Raw genomic sequence first — 17,676 nt, 5'->3', positions numbered from 1 at the left:
CTGGACCGGAAGCGGTGAGTCCGGCCGAGGTGCCGTCATGACCGTGCCGGCCACACCAGGGCCTGAGCGACGACGACCCTCTCGCCGTCGAACGTCACGGCAGGGCCGGCATGCAGCTCGTAGCCGAGCCCGATCGCCTCACTCACACGGCGGCAGAACGTCTCGTCGTCCGGGCCGGTCAGAACTCGGTAGACGGGCAACCCGTCCGGTGGTGTGCTCATGAGGCCATGATCTCAGGTGACTTCGGCTCAGAGCGCCTGACCCCGCCTCGCTTCACCGCGGACGACGCGGACCGGCGGTAGCCATCGCGGAACGGCCGGATGCCCGGGGGAGCGCAGCCCGGCCCGGCGCTGCGCTCTCGGGGGTCAGCCGCCCTGGAGTGTCTCCTGCAGCCAGTCGAAGACGACCTCGCAGTGCTGCCGGGGAGCCATCGGCGAGCAGTGCAGCTGCGCGCCGGTCGCCGTGGTGAGCTTCAGATACTCCTTGGGAGCCGTCAGTTTGTCGAACATCTGGCGCGGCTGGCCGGGATAGAACTGCTCGAAGTCGTAGTCGAGGACCAGGGTGGGCGCCTTGATCCGGCCCACCACGTCCGTGATGTCCATCGACTGGATGAGCTTGGCAGGCGTGTAGAAGTCGGTGAACATCTTGCCCTGCCGAGCGGCGAGCATCGCCGGCACGGAGAAGGGCTCGAAGCGCTTCTTCACCGTCGCGGCCTCGGGAGGAGACAGCTGGGGCGCGACTTCCTTGTTCCAGATGGTGTTGGTCTCCTCCTTGTCCGGAGTGAGCACCTTCTGAAGCTCCCCGAAGGCCAGCCACGGATTCAGACATCCGGGCATCGCCGCCAACGCGGCGATCCGCTGTTCGAAGGCCGCGGCGCGGGGCGCCAGGTCGCCTCCCATGCTCAGGCCGGTGAGAGCGATCTTGCCGGCGTCCACGTCGGAACGGGCCGTCAGCCAGTCCACGAGCGGCGTGACCACGGTCTCCCAGCGCGGGCTGAACACCACCTGGTCCACGAAGAGCATCTGCCCCTGGCCGGGACCGTCGTAGACCAGGGCGTTGAAGTCCCGGTCCAGGGCGGCCGCGACACCGTACGTCCACATGTCGACGTTCTGCCCGTCGCTGCCGTTGGTGAGGATCACCGTGGGGCGCCGCCGCCCTGAGGCGTCGGGGCGGAAGAGCCACACGGGCATGGAGGTCTTCCCGTACGCGACCTTCGCCGTCACCGGCGCCGGGTCGCACAGCCTGCAGAAGGTGCCCCATGCGCCGCGGCACGCCTTGTACAGGTCCTCCTCGCGGCCGGGGTCCCGGGAACCGAGGACGAAGAAGAGCGCCTGGGCGTAGTACTGCGACGCTCTCAACGCCCGGAAGCGCGTGGTCTCCTGGTCAGGACGCCCGCCCTCGGGCGCCTTCATCAGCCGGTCGCCGAGCTTGCTGAAGGTGTCGACGTAACTCTGCGCCGACAGTCCCGCCTTGTTGATCGTGTTCACGGCGGTGAGCACCTCGCCCACGTCGGCGCTGCCCTGATCGGCCCCACCGAGCGCCAGGAGCCCGCCGAAATTGAACTCCGGGTCGTCGAAGAGCGTCATCACGCCGGGCGCCGGCCCGCCGGCGGAGGCGGAGGCGGAGGCCGAGCTCGTGGGAGCCTGGGCGGAGGAGGCCCGCGTGGGGGTGCACCCCGCGGCCAGCACGGTGGCCCCCGCCACGCCGAGGATCCCGGAAAGGGCGCTGCGTCGTCCTGGGCCGAGAGCGTGATCAGGCGCTACGTCTGTCATGACGCCCCAATGTAGGACCGCGCCCCGCGCGCCCCGCAGTACGACGCCCGCCGTTGCCCCGAATGGACCGTCACCGCCGGCTCCGGGCACGCAGCCGGGCGCGGCCGGTGCTGTCGGCTGAGGCGGGGCCGCTGCGGCCGTCGGCGGAGTTCAGGGGGGCCATGGCGAACAGTGCCGAGCGGGCCGGGCGCACGAGGAGGACGAGGGGGAGCGGCAAACCGGGACGCGGCCGGCGTGCGGCCGCGCTACAGCACCTGGTCGAAATAGCCGGGCCCCGACGGTGGGACCACCTCGTGAGCGGTGCGATAGCGCAGCGTCTCGCGCTGCCACGTGTGGTAGCCGCTCATCCACGCGGCCATGAGGTCGACGTAGACGTCCACAGCGGCCTGTTCCCTGCGGTTGAGCCCGAGTCGGGCACACAAGGCCGGCGTCTCGGCGGCGAGTTCCCCGAACCGTCCCACACACCGGTTCACTCGGTCGACCGCGGCCGCGACGGCCTCGGCGCGGGTGAGGGAGCCGGAGTGTTCGAGGACGAGGACCAGGTTGTCCATGTCGCCGCGAGCCTCCTCCTTCTCCAGCGAGTACACGTCGTTGCACATCAAGGTGACGTCGATCGCCGTCCGGCGCATGATCCTCAGGTGAGGTGCGTGAAAGGCCGCCGCGGGGACGGTGATGCCGGCGGCGCGCTCCCCGAGGGAGAGGGGCAGATCGGTGGCGGCGACGCCCCGGCGGACCTCGAGGTAGGCCTCCATGTCGGCGGGCGCCCCGCGCAGGCGGCCGATCGCCTCGTGGGCGTGTGCGGCGAAATAGTACTCCCACTCGTGCGCGGTGCGGGCGATCCAGGCGGGGTGGGCGCCGCGCACACCGCGGGCACGGATGTCGGCGAAGGCCGCCGTGCAGGGATCGGCCCCGGCGGGCGGAGCCGCGCCGTGAGCGATGTCTGTCAGCCGCCGGCAGGCGCGGGCGGTGCGCGCGGGGTCCCTGCCGAGCGGGCCGTCGAACTGGTCGTCGAAGACGAAGAAGAAGGCCATCGTGTCCGCGCACAGCCTCAGAGCGCGCCCCCGGGCACGGGGAAAGCCGAGAGCGGCCAGCCGCGGCATGTCCCAGGAGGTGTACCAGGCGACGGATCGGTCGTCCGTGACCAGGCCCATGCGGCGCACCCATGCCAGATTGCGACGGCGCGCCTCGTCAAGCCCGGGACTCGGCGCCACGGCGTCGGGAAGGTCGAAGTCGACGTCCTGCGGCACGGAGTCCTCCCGGAGTTTCTGAAGAGCTGCACGGCCCGGGTCGCGGCCTCGACGAGACGGCGGCGGCCTCGGCGGCCCCGGTCACCGCCAGGGATGCGCCGACGTCCCAGGGCGACCCGGCTCACCCGGTGTGCACGCGGCGCGGCTCTGCCCGCGCGGCCGCCGACGAGCTGGAGCGCTCCGGCCCCGCCGGCTTCAGTCTTCGACCGGGCTCACGCGACCCTCGTCCACGGCCTCCGGCGTCGTCAGGTCCAGCGTGAGCGGCTCACCGCCCCCGATCCCGAGCCGCTCGAGGCTGAACGCCATGGACGCGCGAACGCTCTGCGGCGTGCGGAACTCCTCGGTGCTGCGGACGCCGGGCAGTTGATCGCGGACCGACTCGGGTGTGGGGTCCTCCTTCCACACCACTCCCTCGGTGGCCCCCAGGAAGACCCGCCCGACACGACGGCCCGCCGCGTGGAGGAACTCGCCCGTGCAGGGCACGTCCTCATGGGCCAGGACGGCCACCACGGGCGCGACGAGGCGGGCGGGGAACATGTCGACGAGCAGGCCGGCCGTCGATTCGTCGCCCTGAAGCGCCTGAAGGGACATGCGGGTCGCGGCGATCGGCACGACCGCGTTGACCTTGATGCCGTACGGGGCTCCCTCGGCGGCCAGCGACGTGGTCAGCCCCAGCACACCGCCCTTTCCGGCGGCGTAGACGCTCAGCCCCGCATCGCCGAAGACGGCGTCGGAACACGTGTTGACGATCCGTCCGTACCCCGCCGCGACCATGTGCGGCCAGACGGCCCGCACCATGTTCAGCGTCCCGCCCACATGGGTGTCCAGCACACGCCGGCACTCCTGGTCGGACAGATCCCCCAGCGGGCGCAAAATCGAGATGCCCGCATTGTTGACCAGCACGTCCAGCCGTCCCCAACGCTCCACGGCGGCCCTGGTCACAGCGCGAGCGCCGCCCACGGTCGCCACGTCGTGGACGTCGGCCGCCGCCTCCCCGCCCAGCACACGAATCTCCTCGGCCACCGCGTGCGCCGGTGACGGCGACGCCCCACACCCGTCGATCCCGGTCCCCACGTCATTGACGACGACGCGCGCGCCCCGCGCCGCGAGCAACAGGGCGTACTCCCGGCCCAGTCCACGGCCTCCCCCCGTCACGACCACCACACGGCCGTCGAAACGAACATCGCTCACCCGCGCCCACCTCCCCATGGCCAACCGACCCCGCACACCCTGCCGCGCGCAGCCGCACCCCGGACAGGGAGCGTGCGAACCCGCCCGACGCATCCGCACACCTCGCACGCCACGCCGACCGCCCCGGCACACACCCTGACCCACCGTCGCGCCGCAGAGCGCCCCCGGTTGCCGCCGACCTGTACATCCCCGAAACCTTGGGGGAGACTGCGGACATGGGGGATGTGCTCAGCAACGGACCGGATCGCCCGCCCTGGAGGCCGTCACGCAGACTGAGCATCGCGGTCGCGGTCGTGATCCTCGCGGCGGCGCTCGCGGTGGGCGTGACGACCGTGGGCGGTGGACCGGACGAGCAGACCCCGGCAGCGCCTGCGAGCCCGACGTCGGCGCCGCCTTCCGGCAGCGCCTTTCCGGCGGGGCCGGACGCGGTGGTCAGGGCGGGACAGACCCCCGGCCTGGTGATCGCAGGGGTGCCCTTGCCCGAGGGCGCCACGCTGATCAGGCGTGACCGCAGGGCCTCCGCAGGCCCGGCGACAGTGGTCGTACGACGCCGGGACGGATCGCTGGGGCGGCACGGCGCGGTAGTCACCTTCCCCGTGCCGGCGCCGCAGGAGGGACGCACGGTCCAGGTCGGCGGCGTCGCGGGAAGGGCCCTGGAGCATGAGATCACCTGGCCGATCGCGGGTTCATACGCGCGGGTCCGCGGTGACCTGCCCCGTCCCGAGCTGATCGCGGTCGCCTCCGCCACCGGCATCGCCTCGGGCCGCCCTCACGTCGAACCACCGCCCGGACTCTCGATCACGGCCGCGGGCACCTCGCGACCGCCCTACCTGCACGAGACCCGGTACGACTCGACCGACACCGGTGAAGCCGACGCCCTCTCAGGCGGCCTCACCTTCACCGGAGCCACCCGATGCGGCGGACTCGAAGACCAGTTGTACGCCGCCCGCGCCCGGCCCGCGGGAACCGTGAACGGCAAGCCCGCTGTCATCACGTCCGCCTTCGGCGGCAACGGCGCCCTGGCGTGGGAGCCGACGCCCGGCGTCGTGGCGTACGTCGGCTACAGCGGCGCCCCGTTCGACGAGGCCGCCATCGCCGCCCTGCGCCGCCTCGCCGCACGAACCCGCCTGCTCAGCCCCGAACAATGGCAGACCACCGGTCCCGCGACGAGCGAGCAGACCATCGACTTCACGCGGCCCGACTGAAAGATGCGTTCACCGGCAGCCCGCTTGAGCGAGGACCCTAGGCCCAAGGTCCTAGGCAGGGTGAGGCCGTGGCCCGATCTCCAGCGCCCGCAGCCGCCCTACCGTGATCCACATGGAGATACCCGAGCACCACAGGCAGGCGGTCATTCCCCACATCATGGTCGACGGCGCCGCTGAGGCGATCGACTTCTACGCGAAAGCGTTCGGCGCGGTCGAGCTCTTCCGGCTCGAAGGCGAGGCCGGGCGGATCACGCACGCAGAGATCGGCATCCACGGCTCCACGCTCATGCTGGGAGACGCCGACGCACCCTTCTCGGCTCCCGACCGGACCGCGCCGTCGGTTGCGCTGCACGTCTACGTGCCGGACGTGGACAGCCTGACCGCGACGGCAGCGGCCGCCGGCGCCGAGTTGCTCACCAAGCCCGCCGACATGCCCTACGGCGCACGCCAGTCGACGCTGCGCGACCCGTTCGGCCACGTGTGGATCTTCCTCACACCACTGGCGAAGGAGTGACGCGCAAGCGGAAGGCCGCCGATGACAGACGCGGTGCAGGCGATGCTCCGGCCGCCCGTCATCGCTGTGTCCGTGCTCGCAGAGCGTGGACGGACCAGTCGAGCACCGGCTGAAGACTCTCCGGGCCAGGCCAGCCGTTGATCACCGCGAGCAGCGAGAAGTACCGCTCTCTGCGAGGGTCGTTCAAGCGTTCCAGCCGGGTGAGGAGATGCCGCCGGTACTCGGCATCGTCCCGGTGTTCAAAGAGGTGTGCGCAGCGGGTCACCAGGGCCGAGACGATCGGATCGGCCTGGGGCGAGGCCGGTTCGATGCCGGCTGCTACAGCCGGGGCGATCTGGTCGCGGACGATCACGGCCAAAACGCTGTGCCGGCTGGGGGGAGTGTGCGGGATGCACCCGGCCGCCTGGTCCTCGACCATCTGCCGCACATGGGCACGGAATTCCGGGTCTTCGGCCAGTTCGGCCAGCTCCACCCACGCTTGGAGCTGTTCGGTATCGGGGTCGTCCGGCAGTTGCGGAGTCATCGAGCGCCTGATCCCCACGAACACCGAACCGGCTCCCACGCCACCGAAGACGGCGTCGAGGAAGTCACCGACCAGCCGTCGGCGTTCCGCTTCAGAGAGCTTTGCCAGCTTGTGCATCAGATCCGTCTCCTCAGGGGTGGCCTCACGCCTCGCTGCGGCAGCCAGCACTGCGCGCCGCAGGCGCAGGATGCGGATCTGCACGTCCAACGCCTCGACATGCGCCGCGGCGACTTCCGGCAGCGGGAGTTCCCGGTCCATGACCTTCCGGATGGCGTCAAGGTCCAGGCCCAGCTCGCGCAGGGTTCGGACAAGGTCCAGGCGTGCGACGGCGCCGTTGTCGTAGAGGCGGTAGCCCGCCGGGCTGCGGTCGGTGGGCGGGATGAGCCCGCGGTCGGAGTAGAACCGGATGGTTTTGACCGTGATACCGGTTCGCCGGGCCAGTTCGCCGATCGAGTAGAGCGTGTGACCGTTCATGTCCCCACCTTCAGGTCTCCCCTTGCTGGAGACTCAAGCAATCGGCGCCGGACGCCGTTCAGCGCCAACGGCTGCACCAATGGTCCCCAACTCCGTGAGCCACGACGCCTTCGGGCCGTGGGGGCCGCCCGGGTGCTGGAGGGGGCCGGGCCTCAGGCCGGCTTCGGTGAGCGCTTCCAGAGTGGTGGCGAGCGCTTCCACCTGGATCGCGAGGTGGTCGAAACCGCTGCCCACGTCGACCGGTCCGTCGCCGGGGCGGTGGACCAGTTCGAGCGAGGCCACCGGTTCGTCGGGCGGCTGGCGGACCGCATTCTGGCGGACGATCCGCGGAAGACCGCGGAGAGAGACGGCTGAGGACCAGTGACCGGCGACACGGTCGCGGCAGGCCGACGGTGACTGACGCGGCGCTGGCGCTGTGGCCGCACAAGGTCGCCTGAGAGCGAGCCGTGCCGGTTCTTCTTCCTGCGCGGAGATGTCGTCCTGAGGGAAAAGGGATTGCCTCGGGCGCACAGCTCACGTTGGCTGGGCAGCATGGCTGAACTGCGTACCGATCGCCTCACTCTCCGTCGATGGCGGGACTCCGACCTTGAACCATGGGCGGCGATGAATGCCGACCCCGAGGTTCGGGAGCACTTGGGCGACCTGCTCACCCGCGAACAGTGCGATGCCTCCGTCGCTCGGTTCCAGGCCGAGTTCGACCAGCGAGGCCATGGGTGGTGGGCGGTCGAGGTGCGGGCGACGGGCGAGTTCATCGGCTTCGCGGGCTTGGACCAGGTGGATGACGGCATGCCGTTCACAGGCGTGGAGATCGGCTGGAGGCTCGCCCGCCCGGCCTGGGGCCAGGGCTACGCCACCGAGGCCGCGCTGACGGTCCTGGCCCACGGCTTCGACACTCTTGGACTTTCCGAGATCCTCGCTGTCACGACGGCGACCAACCTCCGTTCGCAGGCGGTGATGCGACGGATCGGCATGACCCGGGACCCTGCCGACGACTTCGACGACCCCACCGCTCCCGAAGGGCCACTGCGTCCGAACGTGCTGTATCGCATCGCCCATAGCGCGAGGACCTGACGTTCGGACCGGTCCGGGAAACGGTCCAGCGCATCCTCGATCCATCCGGCGCAACCGGGCAGGCGCGCAGCACCCGGCTCGTCGCCCATGTCCAGCGGATGGAGAAGGGAGCGACCTGACCGTCAGCCCGGCGCCACTTCCGAGATCAGCACCCGGACGCGGGCCTCGATCGCGTCACGGATGGGGCGTACGGCCTCGACACCCTGCCCGGCCGGGTCGTCGAGCTGCCAGTCGAGGTACCGCTTGCCGGGGAAGACGGGGCAGGTGTCGCCGCACCCCATGGTGATCACGACGTCGGACGCCTGGACGGCCTCCACCGTGAGGATCTTCGGGGTCTCGGCGGAGATGTCGATGCCGACCTCCCTCATCGCCTCCACAACGGCCGGGTTGACGTCGTCGGCGGGGGAGGACCCGGCGGAGCAAACCTCGACGCGGCCGCCCGCGAGGTGAGCGAGGAAGGCGGCGGCCATCTGGGAGCGGCCGGCGTTGTGGACGCAGACGAAGAGCACCGACGGACGCGGCGTGGCGGAAGAGCTCATGGGCGGGGGCTTTCTCGGGAGATCGGATCAATCAGGAGACGGCGGGTTCCGGTTCGCCGTGCGGGACGACGATGTCATCCGGGGCGGGGGCAGGGCGGCCGTAGATCACGGCGACGGCCCCCAGCCCGAGCACGGCTCCCAGCAGCTGGGCCGCGATGAACGGGGCGACGGAGGCAGGGGCGATGCCGGCGAAGGTGTCGGTGAACGTCCGGCCGATGGTCACCGCCGGGTTCGCGAAGGACGTGGAGGAGGTGAACCAGTACGCGGCCCCGATGTAGGAGGCCACCGCGGCCGGGGCGAGCGCGGCGCGGCCGATCCGGCTGAGGCCGAAGATCAGGAGGACCAGCCCGGCCGTGGCGACGACCTCGGCCAGCAGCAGGTGCCCGGCGGACCGATCGTGGGTGGAGAACTCGACCAGCGGCTCGGCGAACATCGCGTCGGCCAGGACCGCGCCGCCGATCGCGCCCGCGATCTGGGCGGGCACGTACGCGGCGACGTCCCGCAGGGCCAGGCCGTCTGGATCGCGACGGCCACCGAACCAGGCGGCGAGCGTGACGACCGGGTTGAAGTGCGCGCCGGAGACGGGCCCGAGCAGCAGGATGAGCACGCCCAGGCCGAGGACCGTGGCGAAGGAGTTGGCGAGCAGCTGCACACCGACGTCCCGCGACAGCTCGGTCGCCTGGATGCCGGAGCCGACCACCACCGCCCCCAGCAGGCCGGTGCCGACCGCCTCGGCGACGACCCTGCGGCCGAGGGAGGCGTTCACGCGGTGACCCCGGCGGGCTGGGCGGTGGTCAAGAACGCGGCGAGCTTGTCGAGAACGCCGGGCAGCACCCAGTAGTAGACCCAGGTCCCGCGGCGCTCACAGTCGATGAGGCCGGCTTGGCGCAGCAGCTTCAGGTGATGGGAGATCGTCGGCTGGGACAGCTCGAAGGCCGGAGTCAGCTCGCACACGCACACCTCCCCGCCCTCACCGCGCGAGGCGATCATCGACATCAGCCGCAGCCGGACCGGGTCACCCAGTGCCTTGAACACTTTCGCCAGTTCGGCGGCCTGGTCCTCCTCCAGGGGGGCGGCGGACAGGCCCGGGCAGCAGCCGGCGTCCTGGCCGATCACAGCAAGCTCTTGTTTCGACATGCCTCTATGTTGACGTTTTTCGATTCAAGGCGCAAGGTTGCATCAATGAACATCGATACAGGCCGTTCCGGACCCATGTGCGGCCCATCGTCTAGGAGTGAGTCATGAGCGAGCAGACCACCGCCGACCTGCGTGAAACCGTCCGCCGGCGGTACGCCGCGGCGGCCGTGAAGGTCACCGGGGGAGGCACCGCCTGCTGCGGGCCCGAGCCGGTCGAGATCGACGACGACTTCGGCTCCACCCTCTATGCCGCCAACGAGCGCGACGCCCTGCCGGTCGCGGCGGTCGCCGCCTCCCTGGGCTGCGGCAACCCCACCGCCGTCGCCGAACTCCGCGAGGGCGAACGCGTCCTCGACCTCGGCTCGGGCGGCGGAATCGACGTCCTCCTCTCCGCCCGCCGCGTCGGACCCACCGGCAAGGCGTACGGGCTCGACATGACCGAGGAGATGCTCGCGCTGGCCCTCGCCAACGCCGCGGAGGCCGGCGCGACGAACGTCGAGTTCCTCAAGGGCGCGATCGAGGCGGTCCCGCTGCCCGCGAACACCATCGACGTCGTGATCTCCAACTGCGTGATCAACCTGTCCGTCGACAAGCCCGCCGTGTTCGCCGAAACCTTCCGCGTCCTCAGGCCCGGCGGCCGGATCGGTGTCTCCGACGTCGTCGCGGACGACACCCTCACCACCGAACAGCGGGCCGAACGCGGCGACTACGTCGGCTGCATCGCCGGCGCACTGTCCTTCGCCGAATACCGCGCGGGGCTGGAGGCGGCCGGCTTCAAGGACATCGAGATCACCCCGACCCACCCGGTAGCCGACGGCATGCACTCCGCCATCGTTCGCGCCACCAAGCCCACCCCTGCCACCGCACCGGACACCTCCACGACAGGCGACTCCTGCTGCGGCGTCACCGCCTGCTGCACCCCGGGCGAACAGGCGGCCGACCCCTCCGTCACCGTGACCGAGGCCAAGAGTGCCGCCGGATGCGGCTGCCAGGACTGAAGAAGCGTCCACCGGGACGGCGCTGTCCACGCCTCGCTCAGTGGCATTGCCGCAGCCGCGCGCCGGGCGGGTGGATAGAATCAGGTCTCATGTCGAAGCCTGACGAGCTGATCGTTGACATCGCCGCTCTTGTGGAGTCCGGGCAGAGCAGTCAGATGTCTCTGACCGTGGTCACCGGTGGTGCTGTCATCACCGGTCGGCTTGCTCCAGAAGCCATGTGGAGGCAGAGGGTCTCGGAGGTGCTGACGGACTCCGCCGATCTCGGCGAGTTCTCCGCGGTCTTCGACGCCGCGGCGAAAGGGGACGGGCCGCCCACTCATCTCCACTTCCACGTCGCCCGGATCCTGCAGGGCACCGTGGGTATCCCGGAGACGGGCGGGATGTACCGCGTCGCCATCGAGGACGTGAGTGCCTGGACAGTGGGCGACTTCAGCTATTCCGATCATTGACCGACCGACCTACCGGACCAACACGCTTCGGGTGCCGTCAGCCGCGCCGCTGCTTGCGTCGAGGAAGCCATGCGACCGCGCGAAAACGGCGTCCGGCGGTCGTTGCGCGGTGCAACCGAGAACTGCTCTGCCCGCACAGCCCGGCGAACGCCGCGTGATCCGTCTGCCGGGCCCTGTCAGGCGCTGCCGACTCCCGCCGAAAGCGCGGGAGGAGCGCCTGACAGGTGTCAGGTGACCCCTGGCCGGTCGGCCGTCACTCGTACCGGTACTTCAGCGAATCCGCCTCGGCCTGCTCGATGTCGGCGATCGTCAGCCCTGGCATCCGCAGTTGGGCCAGCGTCACCTCGGCCGAGGTCGGCTGTGCATCCGCCGGCAGCCACTGCTCGGGCTTCCAAGCCCCGCTGCGCAGCAGCGACTTGGGACAGTGCGGGTAGACCTCCTCGATCCCGATCACCAGTGCACTGGCCGGCGGCTTGCCCACGGCGGTCAGCTGTGACAGCAGCTCCGGGCGAGTGGAGACGCAGGCCCGGCCGTTCACCCTGAGCGTCGTGGTGCGCCCCGGAGTCATGAACAAAAGCCCGGCCCGCCCGGTGGCGATGACGTTCTGCAGGGTGTCGAGACGCTTGTTGCCGGTCGCGTCCGGTATGGCCACCGTCCGCGCGTCCAGGACCGCGACGAACCCGGCAGGGCCGCCGCGCGGGGAAACGTCGCAATTGCCCTCGGCGTCCGCGCTGGCGATCAGAACCAGCGACGAGCAGCCGATCAACCGCCTTGTCTGCTCGGTGAGTTCGGTCATCTGCTTGCGCATCGCCGCGTCGCTGGGGAGTTCGTAGGCCCGGCGCAGCGTCTCCTGATCGCGCACGGCGTCGAGTTGGAGTGAGTCGAAAGCGCTGCCGGCAACGGAAGTCGTCATGCCACGACCCTACTGGGCCGGCCTGTGACGGATCTCGGCCTCACGGCGAGTCCTACGCATTGCCTCCCAGTCCCTGAACCGCGTCGATCACGCTGTCCACCACCTCGGTCACCGGCTTGGAGGCGTCGATGATCGTCGCACCGCGGCTTTCGTACATCGCTCGCATCCGAGGATTCCACTCGAGTGCCGCTGCGAGCTCTTCGGGATGCCGGCCGAACGGGTTCGTGGTGCGGGTCGCGAGTCGGTGGCGAAGCGTGGCCTCGTCGATCACCAGGCACACGACAATGTCGAAGAGGTCGAGGACGTCTGCCTCGTTCTCCGCCGACCCGCACAAGAACATGACTCCGGTACGAGACTCATCGACGAGATTCTGAACGCGCTCGCGGACGATCGCCCACCCGTAGCGATCGAGCCAACCTCCGGGAACTGGAAAGGGAGGGTCTGTCACCACCTCGCCGTCGGCGCGGTCGAACCAGCGACTGAAGCCGTCCTCGTCGGCGTCGAGCGCGACGTGGCCGCGCTCTCGCAGCATCCCGCAGACCGTGGACTTGCCGGTCCCTGAATTGCCCGTCACCCACACCAAGGTCATGCCGCCAGCGTAGACGTGGCCGCGCCGGAGGCCGACGATGCTGTTCGCCGCGATCAGGCAAGGGTGTTGCGACCAGGAGGTCTGGACCGTCGACGTCGCAGCCCTCCGCGTCCCCGAATTTTGAACGTGTTCAGCTTTAGGTCTAGGCTCACCTCGGACGAAGGAGGGGCAGCCGGTGAAGATTGTGATTCCCGGGGGGACCGGGCAGGTCGGCGCGGTCCTGAAGCGCGCACTGGACGCCGCCGGCCACGAGGTCGTGGTTCTCACCAGACGCCCCGGGCGCGAGGGCGAGATCCAATGGGACGGTCGGACCCTGGGGCCATGGGCGGAGGTGGTGGACGGCAGTGATGTTGTGATCAACTTGGCCGGGCGCACTGTGAGTTGCCGTTACACGCCCGCCAACCTGCACGAAATGATGAACTCCCGGGTCGACTCCACCCGGGTCGTGGGCGCCGCGATCGCGGGCGCCACCCGACCGCCCCGGGTCTGGCTGCAGATGAGCACCGCCACGGTGTACGCACACCGCTTTGACGCCCCCAACGACGAGGCCGCCGGCCTGATCGGCGGTACCGAGCCGGGCGTTCCGGACTACTGGGCGTACAGCGTCGAGATCGCCAAGGCCTGGGAGCAGGCTCAGCAGCAGGCCGAAACGCCGGCCACACGCAAGGTCGCGCTGCGCTCGGCCATGGTGATGAGCCCGGACCCCGGCGGGGTCTTCGCCGTCCTGCTGGGACTGGCCCGCCTGGGGCTCGGAGGCCCGGTCGCCGGCGGGGCGCAGTACGTGTCGTGGATCCACGAACACGACTTCGTGCGCGCGGTGGAATTCCTGATCGACCGGGAGGACATCGCAGGGCCGGTGAACCTGGCGGCACCTCATCCTCTGCCGCAGCGCGCGTTCATGCGCACCCTGCGCTCCGCGTGGGGTGTACCGGTGGGTCTCCCCGCGACCAAGTGGATGGCCGAGGTCGGCGCGTTCGCTCTGCGTTCCGACACCGAACTGCTGCTGAAGAGCCGCCGTGTCGTTCCGGGCCGACTGACTCAGGCAGGCTTCGACTTCTGGTACGCACAATGGCCGCAGGCGGCGGATGAGTTGGTGCGCCGCAAACGGGTCGGAGAGGGTACAGCGACACGCCGGTGAACGGCATGCGGGGTGATGGCCGGTCCGGCCGCCTCCTCGGTCCCCGGGCGGCGGCCCGTGCGGACCGGACGTCGGTGAGTCACAGAGCCCACCAGCAGTACAGCCGCCGGCCGGAGGTGTGAGCGCGCTGAGCCAGACCGGCCAGGGCTTGCAGAACGCCAGTCGTGGACTCGACGCTGATGCCCGTCTGCCGGAGCTCGTCCGTCTTCGACCACGGCTCCGCGAAGCGGTCGAGGTCGTCCTGCGACGCCGAAGCGAGGGCGGCGGCCAAGGTGTCCGTCAGGCTGACCACGAACGCCCCGCCTTCCTCCGGGTCGGACAGCAGCTGCCCGGATCGCGGACGACCGCCGGCCTCCGCGAAGCTGCAGCCCGTCATGATCGCTTCTAGCCGGGCGATCGCGACGACCGGGTCGATGTTCTTCAGCGAGACCACGTCGAGGCCCGACCGACCCGGCCCTTCCGGAACCCGGAGGACGGCGACGGCAGCCTCGTCGTCAGCGGCGGAGAAGTAGTCGCACAACGGCATGCCGGGGATTCTGCCATGCCCTGACTGACACATGGTCAGCAAAGCCGACCTCGCTCTTCACCGGAGTGCTCTCCACGCCCTAATGAGCGGGGCGTTCGGGAATTCGCGGGAGAACGGCAGGCGACGGATGAGGAAACCGAGCATCCCGCGATCTCACCAGCACAACACCGCACTCGCCGTGGTGGAAGCCACAGTTCCGGGTATGTGCACAGCCTGACGGAGCAGTATCGGGCCGCCGTGACGAGCGGGCCCCCGACCGTCGCGTGCTGTGGCACTGTCGCGCAGGTGGTCCCCTGACTTCTCAGGCGGGGAGGTCAGGCGACGTGCAGCCGGAAGTACAGCAACTCGGCGGCATCGGCAGGGGCCGGCCTGCCGGCGGTATCGGTGACCGCCGTCACGGCCAGGCCGGCAGCCGCCGCGAGCTCCTCGAACCGCTCCCGGGGGTACCAGTGCATGGTCCACGGGCGGTCCTCGACGATGCTGTCCGAGCCATGGTGGCGTTCGTAGCGCAGCAGCGTCGTCTGTGTCCGGGCTGCCTCGTCCCGCTGTTCGGCGACGACAGACACCCGGAATTCGGCGCCATCGGGACCGACGGCCGTGCGCACCCGGCCGATCTGTTCCGCAGGGGTCGGAGCGGGAGTGAACAGAGGCACCAGGGCGGTACCGCCGTCAGCCAGGTGAGCGCGGATGCCGCGCAAGGCGGCCGTCGCTGTCGCGTCGTCGGGGAGCAGCGTGAAGGTCGGCCCGGCGAGGAAGATCGCCCCGTAGCGGCGAGGCACGTTCAGAGCCTCCATGCGCTGGTGGAACACGGTGACGCGGACGCCCTGTTCGTCTGCCCGGCGTCTCAGCCGCTCCAGCATGTCGGCGGACGAGTCAACGCCGTCGACGTCCAGGCCAAGGCGGCGCAGTTCGAGCAGGGGATCACCGTCCCCGCACCCCAACTCCAGTGCAGGCATGCCCGCTTGTCGGATGAAGGCTGCGTAGGGCTCGTGGTCCTGAGGGAAGGACTTCAGCGGTCCGTATATCTCCGCGACGATGCCGGTGTAGAAGTCAGCTGGGTCCACGCTCGTCACCCTACGCAGCAACTTCCCCATATTCACTCGGATATCGGGGACGCCGCCCGACCGGCCCACCCGCGACACCTCGGGGACCGTCTCGCGGGGCACGGCGGCGGCCGCCGTGCCCCGCGAGACGTCAGCCGGGATGGAGCCCGGTCCGGTCAGCGGGCGCCCAGCAACTCGAGTGTGTCGATCACTCGGTTGGAGAAGCCCCACTCGTTGTCGTACCAGGCGACCACCTTCACGTGTCGGCCGTCGACGCGGGTGAGGGCCGAGTCGAAGATCGACGACGCCGGGTTGCCCGTGATGTCGGACGACACGAGCGGGTCCTCCGAGTACTCGAGGATCCCGGCGAGCGGCCCCTCGGCCGCGGTGCGGTACGCCGCCAGCACGTCGTCGAGCGTCACATCACGGGTGACGGTCGTGTTGAGTTCGACGATCGAGCCCACCGGCACCGGTACGCGGATCGAGTCGCCCGACAGCTTGCCGTCGAGGTTCGGCAGCACCAGGCCGATCGCCTTGGCGGCACCGGTCGTGGTCGGCACGATGTTGACCCCGGCGGCCCGTGCGCGACGGGCGTCGCGGTGCGGGCCGTCCTGCAGGTTCTGCTCCTGCGTGTAGGCGTGCACCGTCGTCATGAACCCGTGCTCGATGCCGGCGAGCCGATCGAGGACCGCGGCGAGCGGTGCGAGCGCGTTGGTGGTGCACGAGGCGTTGGAGACGACCGTGTGCACGGCCGGGTCGTAGGCATCGGTGTTGACCCCGAACGCGAGCGTGACGTCGGCGCCGTCCGACGGAGCGCTGACGAGCACCTTCTTGGCGCCCGCGTCGAGGTGCGCGCGGGCGGCCTTCGCCGAGGTGAAGCGGCCGGTGGCTTCCAGGACGATGTCGACGCCGAGCTCCGCCCACGGCAGCTGCGCCGGGTCGCGCTCGGCCAGCACCTTGATCCGACGGCCGTCGACGACGAGCGCGCCCTCGTCGACGGTCACCGGGCGCCCCAGCCGGCCGGCCGTGCTGTCGTACGCGAGCAGCCGGGCGAGGGTGGCGGGCTCGGTGAGGTCGTTGACGGCGACGATCTCGAGGGCGCTGTCGCGCTCCAGCAGCGCACGCAGCACATTGCGTCCGATGCGGCCGAATCCGTTGATGGCGATGCGAGTCATGAGTGATGTCCCTTCCCTTCGCCACCAGACTCCTGCGCGTCCGGCACCGCTGACAGTGGCGTGATCGCCACGGTTCAAAAGGATCTCGCCATGGCGAGCGCGCCGGGCGGGTTATTCACCCAGGGTGAAGGTGCGCCGGTACTCGCTCGGTGTGGTGCCCAGGATGCGCTGGAAGTGCAGGCGCAGATTCGCGCCGGTGCCGAGCCCGACGTCGGCGGCGATCTGCTCGACGCTGCGCTGCGAGCTTTCGAGCAGTTCACGGGCCAGGTCGACACGGGCGCGCATCACCCACTGCATCGGGGTGTAACCGGTCTCCTCGACGAAGCGCCGGGAGAACGTGCGCGGCGAGACCCCCGCCCGCCGCGCCAGCAGGTCGAGGGTGAGGGGCTCACCGAGCCGGTGCAGCGCCCACTCGCGGGTGGCGCCGAAGCGCTCGCCGATCGGTTCGGGGACGCTGCGCGGCACGTACTGGGCCTGGCCCCCGCTGCGGTAGGGAGCCGCGACCAGGCGCCGGGCCGCGTGGTTGGACGCGGCCACGCCGAGGTCGCCCCGCAGGATGTGCAGGCACAGGTCGATCCCGGAGGCGGCGCCGGCCGAGGTGAGCACACTGCCCTCGTCGACGAACAGCACGTTCTCGTCGACCCGGACGAGCGGATGCCCCGCCGCGAGGGCACGCGTGTAGTGCCAGTGCGTCGTGGCGCGCCGGCCGTCGAGCAGGCCCGTTGCGGCCAACGCGAAGGCGCCCGTCGAGATGGCGGCCAGCCGCGCACCCCGGGCGTGGGCGGCGATCAGGGCGTCGACGACGGCCCGCGGCGGGTCGTCGCGGTCCGGGGACCGGTACCCGGGGACGAAGACGATGTCGGCCCACGCGAGCGCGTCGAGACCGTGGCCGACGTGGTAGGCGAGACCGTCCCCGCCGGTGACGAGCCCCGGTGTCGCCCCGCACACCCGCACCTCGTACGGCATGCTCGCCCGGGTCGTGAACACCTGCGCGGGAATCCCGACATCCAGCGGCTTGGCGCCCTCGAGCACGAGGACGGCGACACGATGGAGGCGGGAGGTCGGCACGGAAAGAGATTACGTCGGGTGTGACGTCGATACGCCGGTCGGCGGGGGTGTTCCGGTCTCCTGGCGGATTGCTGCGGCAGGCCCGTGCCCGAACCCTGGGGAGC

The 17,676-nt window shown here is 70.5% G+C and carries 20 protein-coding genes and 1 pseudogene; 6 read left to right on the top strand and 15 right to left on the bottom strand.

The features are described from left to right. Positions 1-35: 35 nt before the first annotated feature. From ACIRS4_RS00695 to ACIRS4_RS00680, 4 genes are all read right to left on the bottom strand, one after another. Positions 36-221 (bottom strand): DUF1737 domain-containing protein, encoded by a 186-nt coding sequence (locus ACIRS4_RS00695; RefSeq protein WP_404187941.1) that lies wholly within the window; start codon positions 219-221, stop codon positions 36-38. Between the two features lie 144 nt (positions 222-365). Beyond that, complete coding sequence (locus ACIRS4_RS00690) at positions 366-1,772, bottom strand: alpha/beta hydrolase family protein (protein WP_404187938.1); 1,407 nt, start codon at positions 1,770-1,772, stop codon at positions 366-368. 245 nt (positions 1,773-2,017) lie between these two features. After that, complete coding sequence (locus ACIRS4_RS00685; protein ID WP_404187936.1) at positions 2,018-3,019, bottom strand: terpene cyclase; 1,002 nt, start codon at positions 3,017-3,019, stop codon at positions 2,018-2,020. A gap of 195 nt (positions 3,020-3,214) precedes the next feature. Then, positions 3,215-4,210 carry an SDR family NAD(P)-dependent oxidoreductase gene (locus ACIRS4_RS00680; protein WP_404187933.1) on the bottom strand — a complete coding sequence of 332 codons (996 nt, stop codon included), beginning with the start codon at positions 4,208-4,210 and terminating at the stop codon, positions 3,215-3,217. Between the two features lie 215 nt (positions 4,211-4,425). On the opposite strand from ACIRS4_RS00680, the gene ACIRS4_RS00675 reads away from it, so the two are divergent. Both ACIRS4_RS00675 and ACIRS4_RS00670 read left to right on the top strand, forming a co-directional pair. Next, a complete protein-coding gene (locus ACIRS4_RS00675) occupies positions 4,426-5,415 on the top strand; it encodes a hypothetical protein (protein WP_404187930.1) in 990 nt (329 codons plus the stop codon). Positions 5,416-5,527: 112 nt separating this feature from the next. Beyond that, the gene (locus ACIRS4_RS00670; protein ID WP_404187928.1) at positions 5,528-5,929 is read left to right on the top strand and encodes a VOC family protein; all 402 of its coding nucleotides are present in this window, start codon (positions 5,528-5,530) and stop codon (positions 5,927-5,929) included. A gap of 58 nt (positions 5,930-5,987) precedes the next feature. On the opposite strand, the gene ACIRS4_RS00665 is transcribed toward ACIRS4_RS00670, so the two are convergent. Together ACIRS4_RS00665 and ACIRS4_RS00660 are read right to left on the bottom strand one after the other, a co-directional pair. Further along, a complete protein-coding gene (locus ACIRS4_RS00665) occupies positions 5,988-6,926 on the bottom strand; it encodes a MerR family transcriptional regulator (protein ID WP_404187925.1) in 939 nt (312 codons plus the stop codon). A 90-nt stretch (positions 6,927-7,016) separates the two neighbouring features. After that, positions 7,017-7,220 (bottom strand): annotated as a pseudogene (locus ACIRS4_RS00660) (VOC family protein); the annotation flags it as partial. 237 nt (positions 7,221-7,457) lie between these two features. Here ACIRS4_RS00660 and ACIRS4_RS00655 point away from each other — a divergent pair. Continuing rightward, positions 7,458-7,997, top strand: a complete 540-nt coding sequence (locus ACIRS4_RS00655; protein WP_404187922.1) for a GNAT family N-acetyltransferase — start codon at positions 7,458-7,460, stop codon at positions 7,995-7,997. 122 nt (positions 7,998-8,119) lie between these two features. Here ACIRS4_RS00655 and ACIRS4_RS00650 read toward each other — a convergent pair whose 3' ends face one another. The 3 genes from ACIRS4_RS00650 to ACIRS4_RS00640 are packed head-to-tail and all read right to left on the bottom strand — an operon-like array spanning position 8,120 to position 9,673. Beyond that, complete coding sequence (locus tag ACIRS4_RS00650) at positions 8,120-8,536, bottom strand: arsenate reductase ArsC (protein ID WP_404187920.1); 417 nt, start codon at positions 8,534-8,536, stop codon at positions 8,120-8,122. 31 nt (positions 8,537-8,567) lie between these two features. Beyond that, positions 8,568-9,302, bottom strand: coding sequence for an aquaporin (locus ACIRS4_RS00645; protein ID WP_404187917.1), 735 nt, complete (start codon positions 9,300-9,302; stop codon positions 8,568-8,570). Next, positions 9,299-9,673 carry an ArsR/SmtB family transcription factor gene (locus ACIRS4_RS00640; protein WP_404187914.1) on the bottom strand — a complete coding sequence of 125 codons (375 nt, stop codon included), beginning with the start codon at positions 9,671-9,673 and terminating at the stop codon, positions 9,299-9,301. The genes ACIRS4_RS00645 and ACIRS4_RS00640 overlap by 4 nt, the downstream gene beginning before the upstream one ends. A 104-nt stretch (positions 9,674-9,777) precedes the next feature. Between ACIRS4_RS00640 and arsM the strand changes: the two genes are divergently transcribed. Both arsM and ACIRS4_RS00630 read left to right on the top strand, forming a co-directional pair. Next, complete coding sequence (arsM, locus tag ACIRS4_RS00635) at positions 9,778-10,671, top strand: arsenite methyltransferase (protein ID WP_404187911.1); 894 nt, start codon at positions 9,778-9,780, stop codon at positions 10,669-10,671. Between the two features lie 89 nt (positions 10,672-10,760). Continuing rightward, positions 10,761-11,120, top strand: a complete 360-nt coding sequence (locus ACIRS4_RS00630; protein WP_404187908.1) for a hypothetical protein — start codon at positions 10,761-10,763, stop codon at positions 11,118-11,120. A 253-nt stretch (positions 11,121-11,373) separates the two neighbouring features. Here the strand turns inward: ACIRS4_RS00630 and ACIRS4_RS00625 are convergent, their stop codons facing one another. Then, complete coding sequence (locus ACIRS4_RS00625) at positions 11,374-12,033, bottom strand: MSMEG_1061 family FMN-dependent PPOX-type flavoprotein (protein WP_404187905.1); 660 nt, start codon at positions 12,031-12,033, stop codon at positions 11,374-11,376. Between the two features lie 52 nt (positions 12,034-12,085). Beyond that, positions 12,086-12,622, bottom strand: coding sequence for an AAA family ATPase (locus ACIRS4_RS00620; RefSeq protein ID WP_404187902.1), 537 nt, complete (start codon positions 12,620-12,622; stop codon positions 12,086-12,088). Between the two features lie 175 nt (positions 12,623-12,797). On the opposite strand from ACIRS4_RS00620, the gene ACIRS4_RS00615 reads away from it, so the two are divergent. After that, positions 12,798-13,760 (top strand): TIGR01777 family oxidoreductase, encoded by a 963-nt coding sequence (locus ACIRS4_RS00615; protein WP_404187900.1) that lies wholly within the window; start codon positions 12,798-12,800, stop codon positions 13,758-13,760. A gap of 79 nt (positions 13,761-13,839) precedes the next feature. Here the strand turns inward: ACIRS4_RS00615 and ACIRS4_RS00610 are convergent, their stop codons facing one another. The 4 genes from ACIRS4_RS00610 to ACIRS4_RS00595 all read right to left on the bottom strand — a co-directional run bounded on the left by ACIRS4_RS00610 (position 13,840) and on the right by ACIRS4_RS00595 (position 17,572). Beyond that, a complete protein-coding gene (locus tag ACIRS4_RS00610) occupies positions 13,840-14,286 on the bottom strand; it encodes a hypothetical protein (protein ID WP_404187896.1) in 447 nt (148 codons plus the stop codon). A 314-nt stretch (positions 14,287-14,600) separates the two neighbouring features. After that, a complete protein-coding gene (locus ACIRS4_RS00605; protein WP_404187893.1) occupies positions 14,601-15,350 on the bottom strand; it encodes a class I SAM-dependent methyltransferase in 750 nt (249 codons plus the stop codon). 155 nt (positions 15,351-15,505) lie between these two features. Continuing rightward, the gene (gap, locus tag ACIRS4_RS00600) at positions 15,506-16,504 is read right to left on the bottom strand and encodes a type I glyceraldehyde-3-phosphate dehydrogenase (protein WP_404187889.1); all 999 of its coding nucleotides are present in this window, start codon (positions 16,502-16,504) and stop codon (positions 15,506-15,508) included. Positions 16,505-16,615: 111 nt separating this feature from the next. Then, on the bottom strand, positions 16,616-17,572 hold the full coding sequence (locus tag ACIRS4_RS00595; protein WP_404187886.1) for a GlxA family transcriptional regulator: 957 nt from the start codon (positions 17,570-17,572) through the stop codon (positions 16,616-16,618). Between the last annotated feature and the right edge of the window lie 104 nt (positions 17,573-17,676).

Source organism: Streptomyces sp. NPDC101166 (assembly GCF_044768125.1).
Classification (GTDB): Bacteria; Actinomycetota; Actinomycetes; order Streptomycetales; family Streptomycetaceae; genus Streptomyces.
Note: the sequence above shows the minus strand (reverse complement) of the source record. Positions and strands in the feature narration are given on the sequence as shown.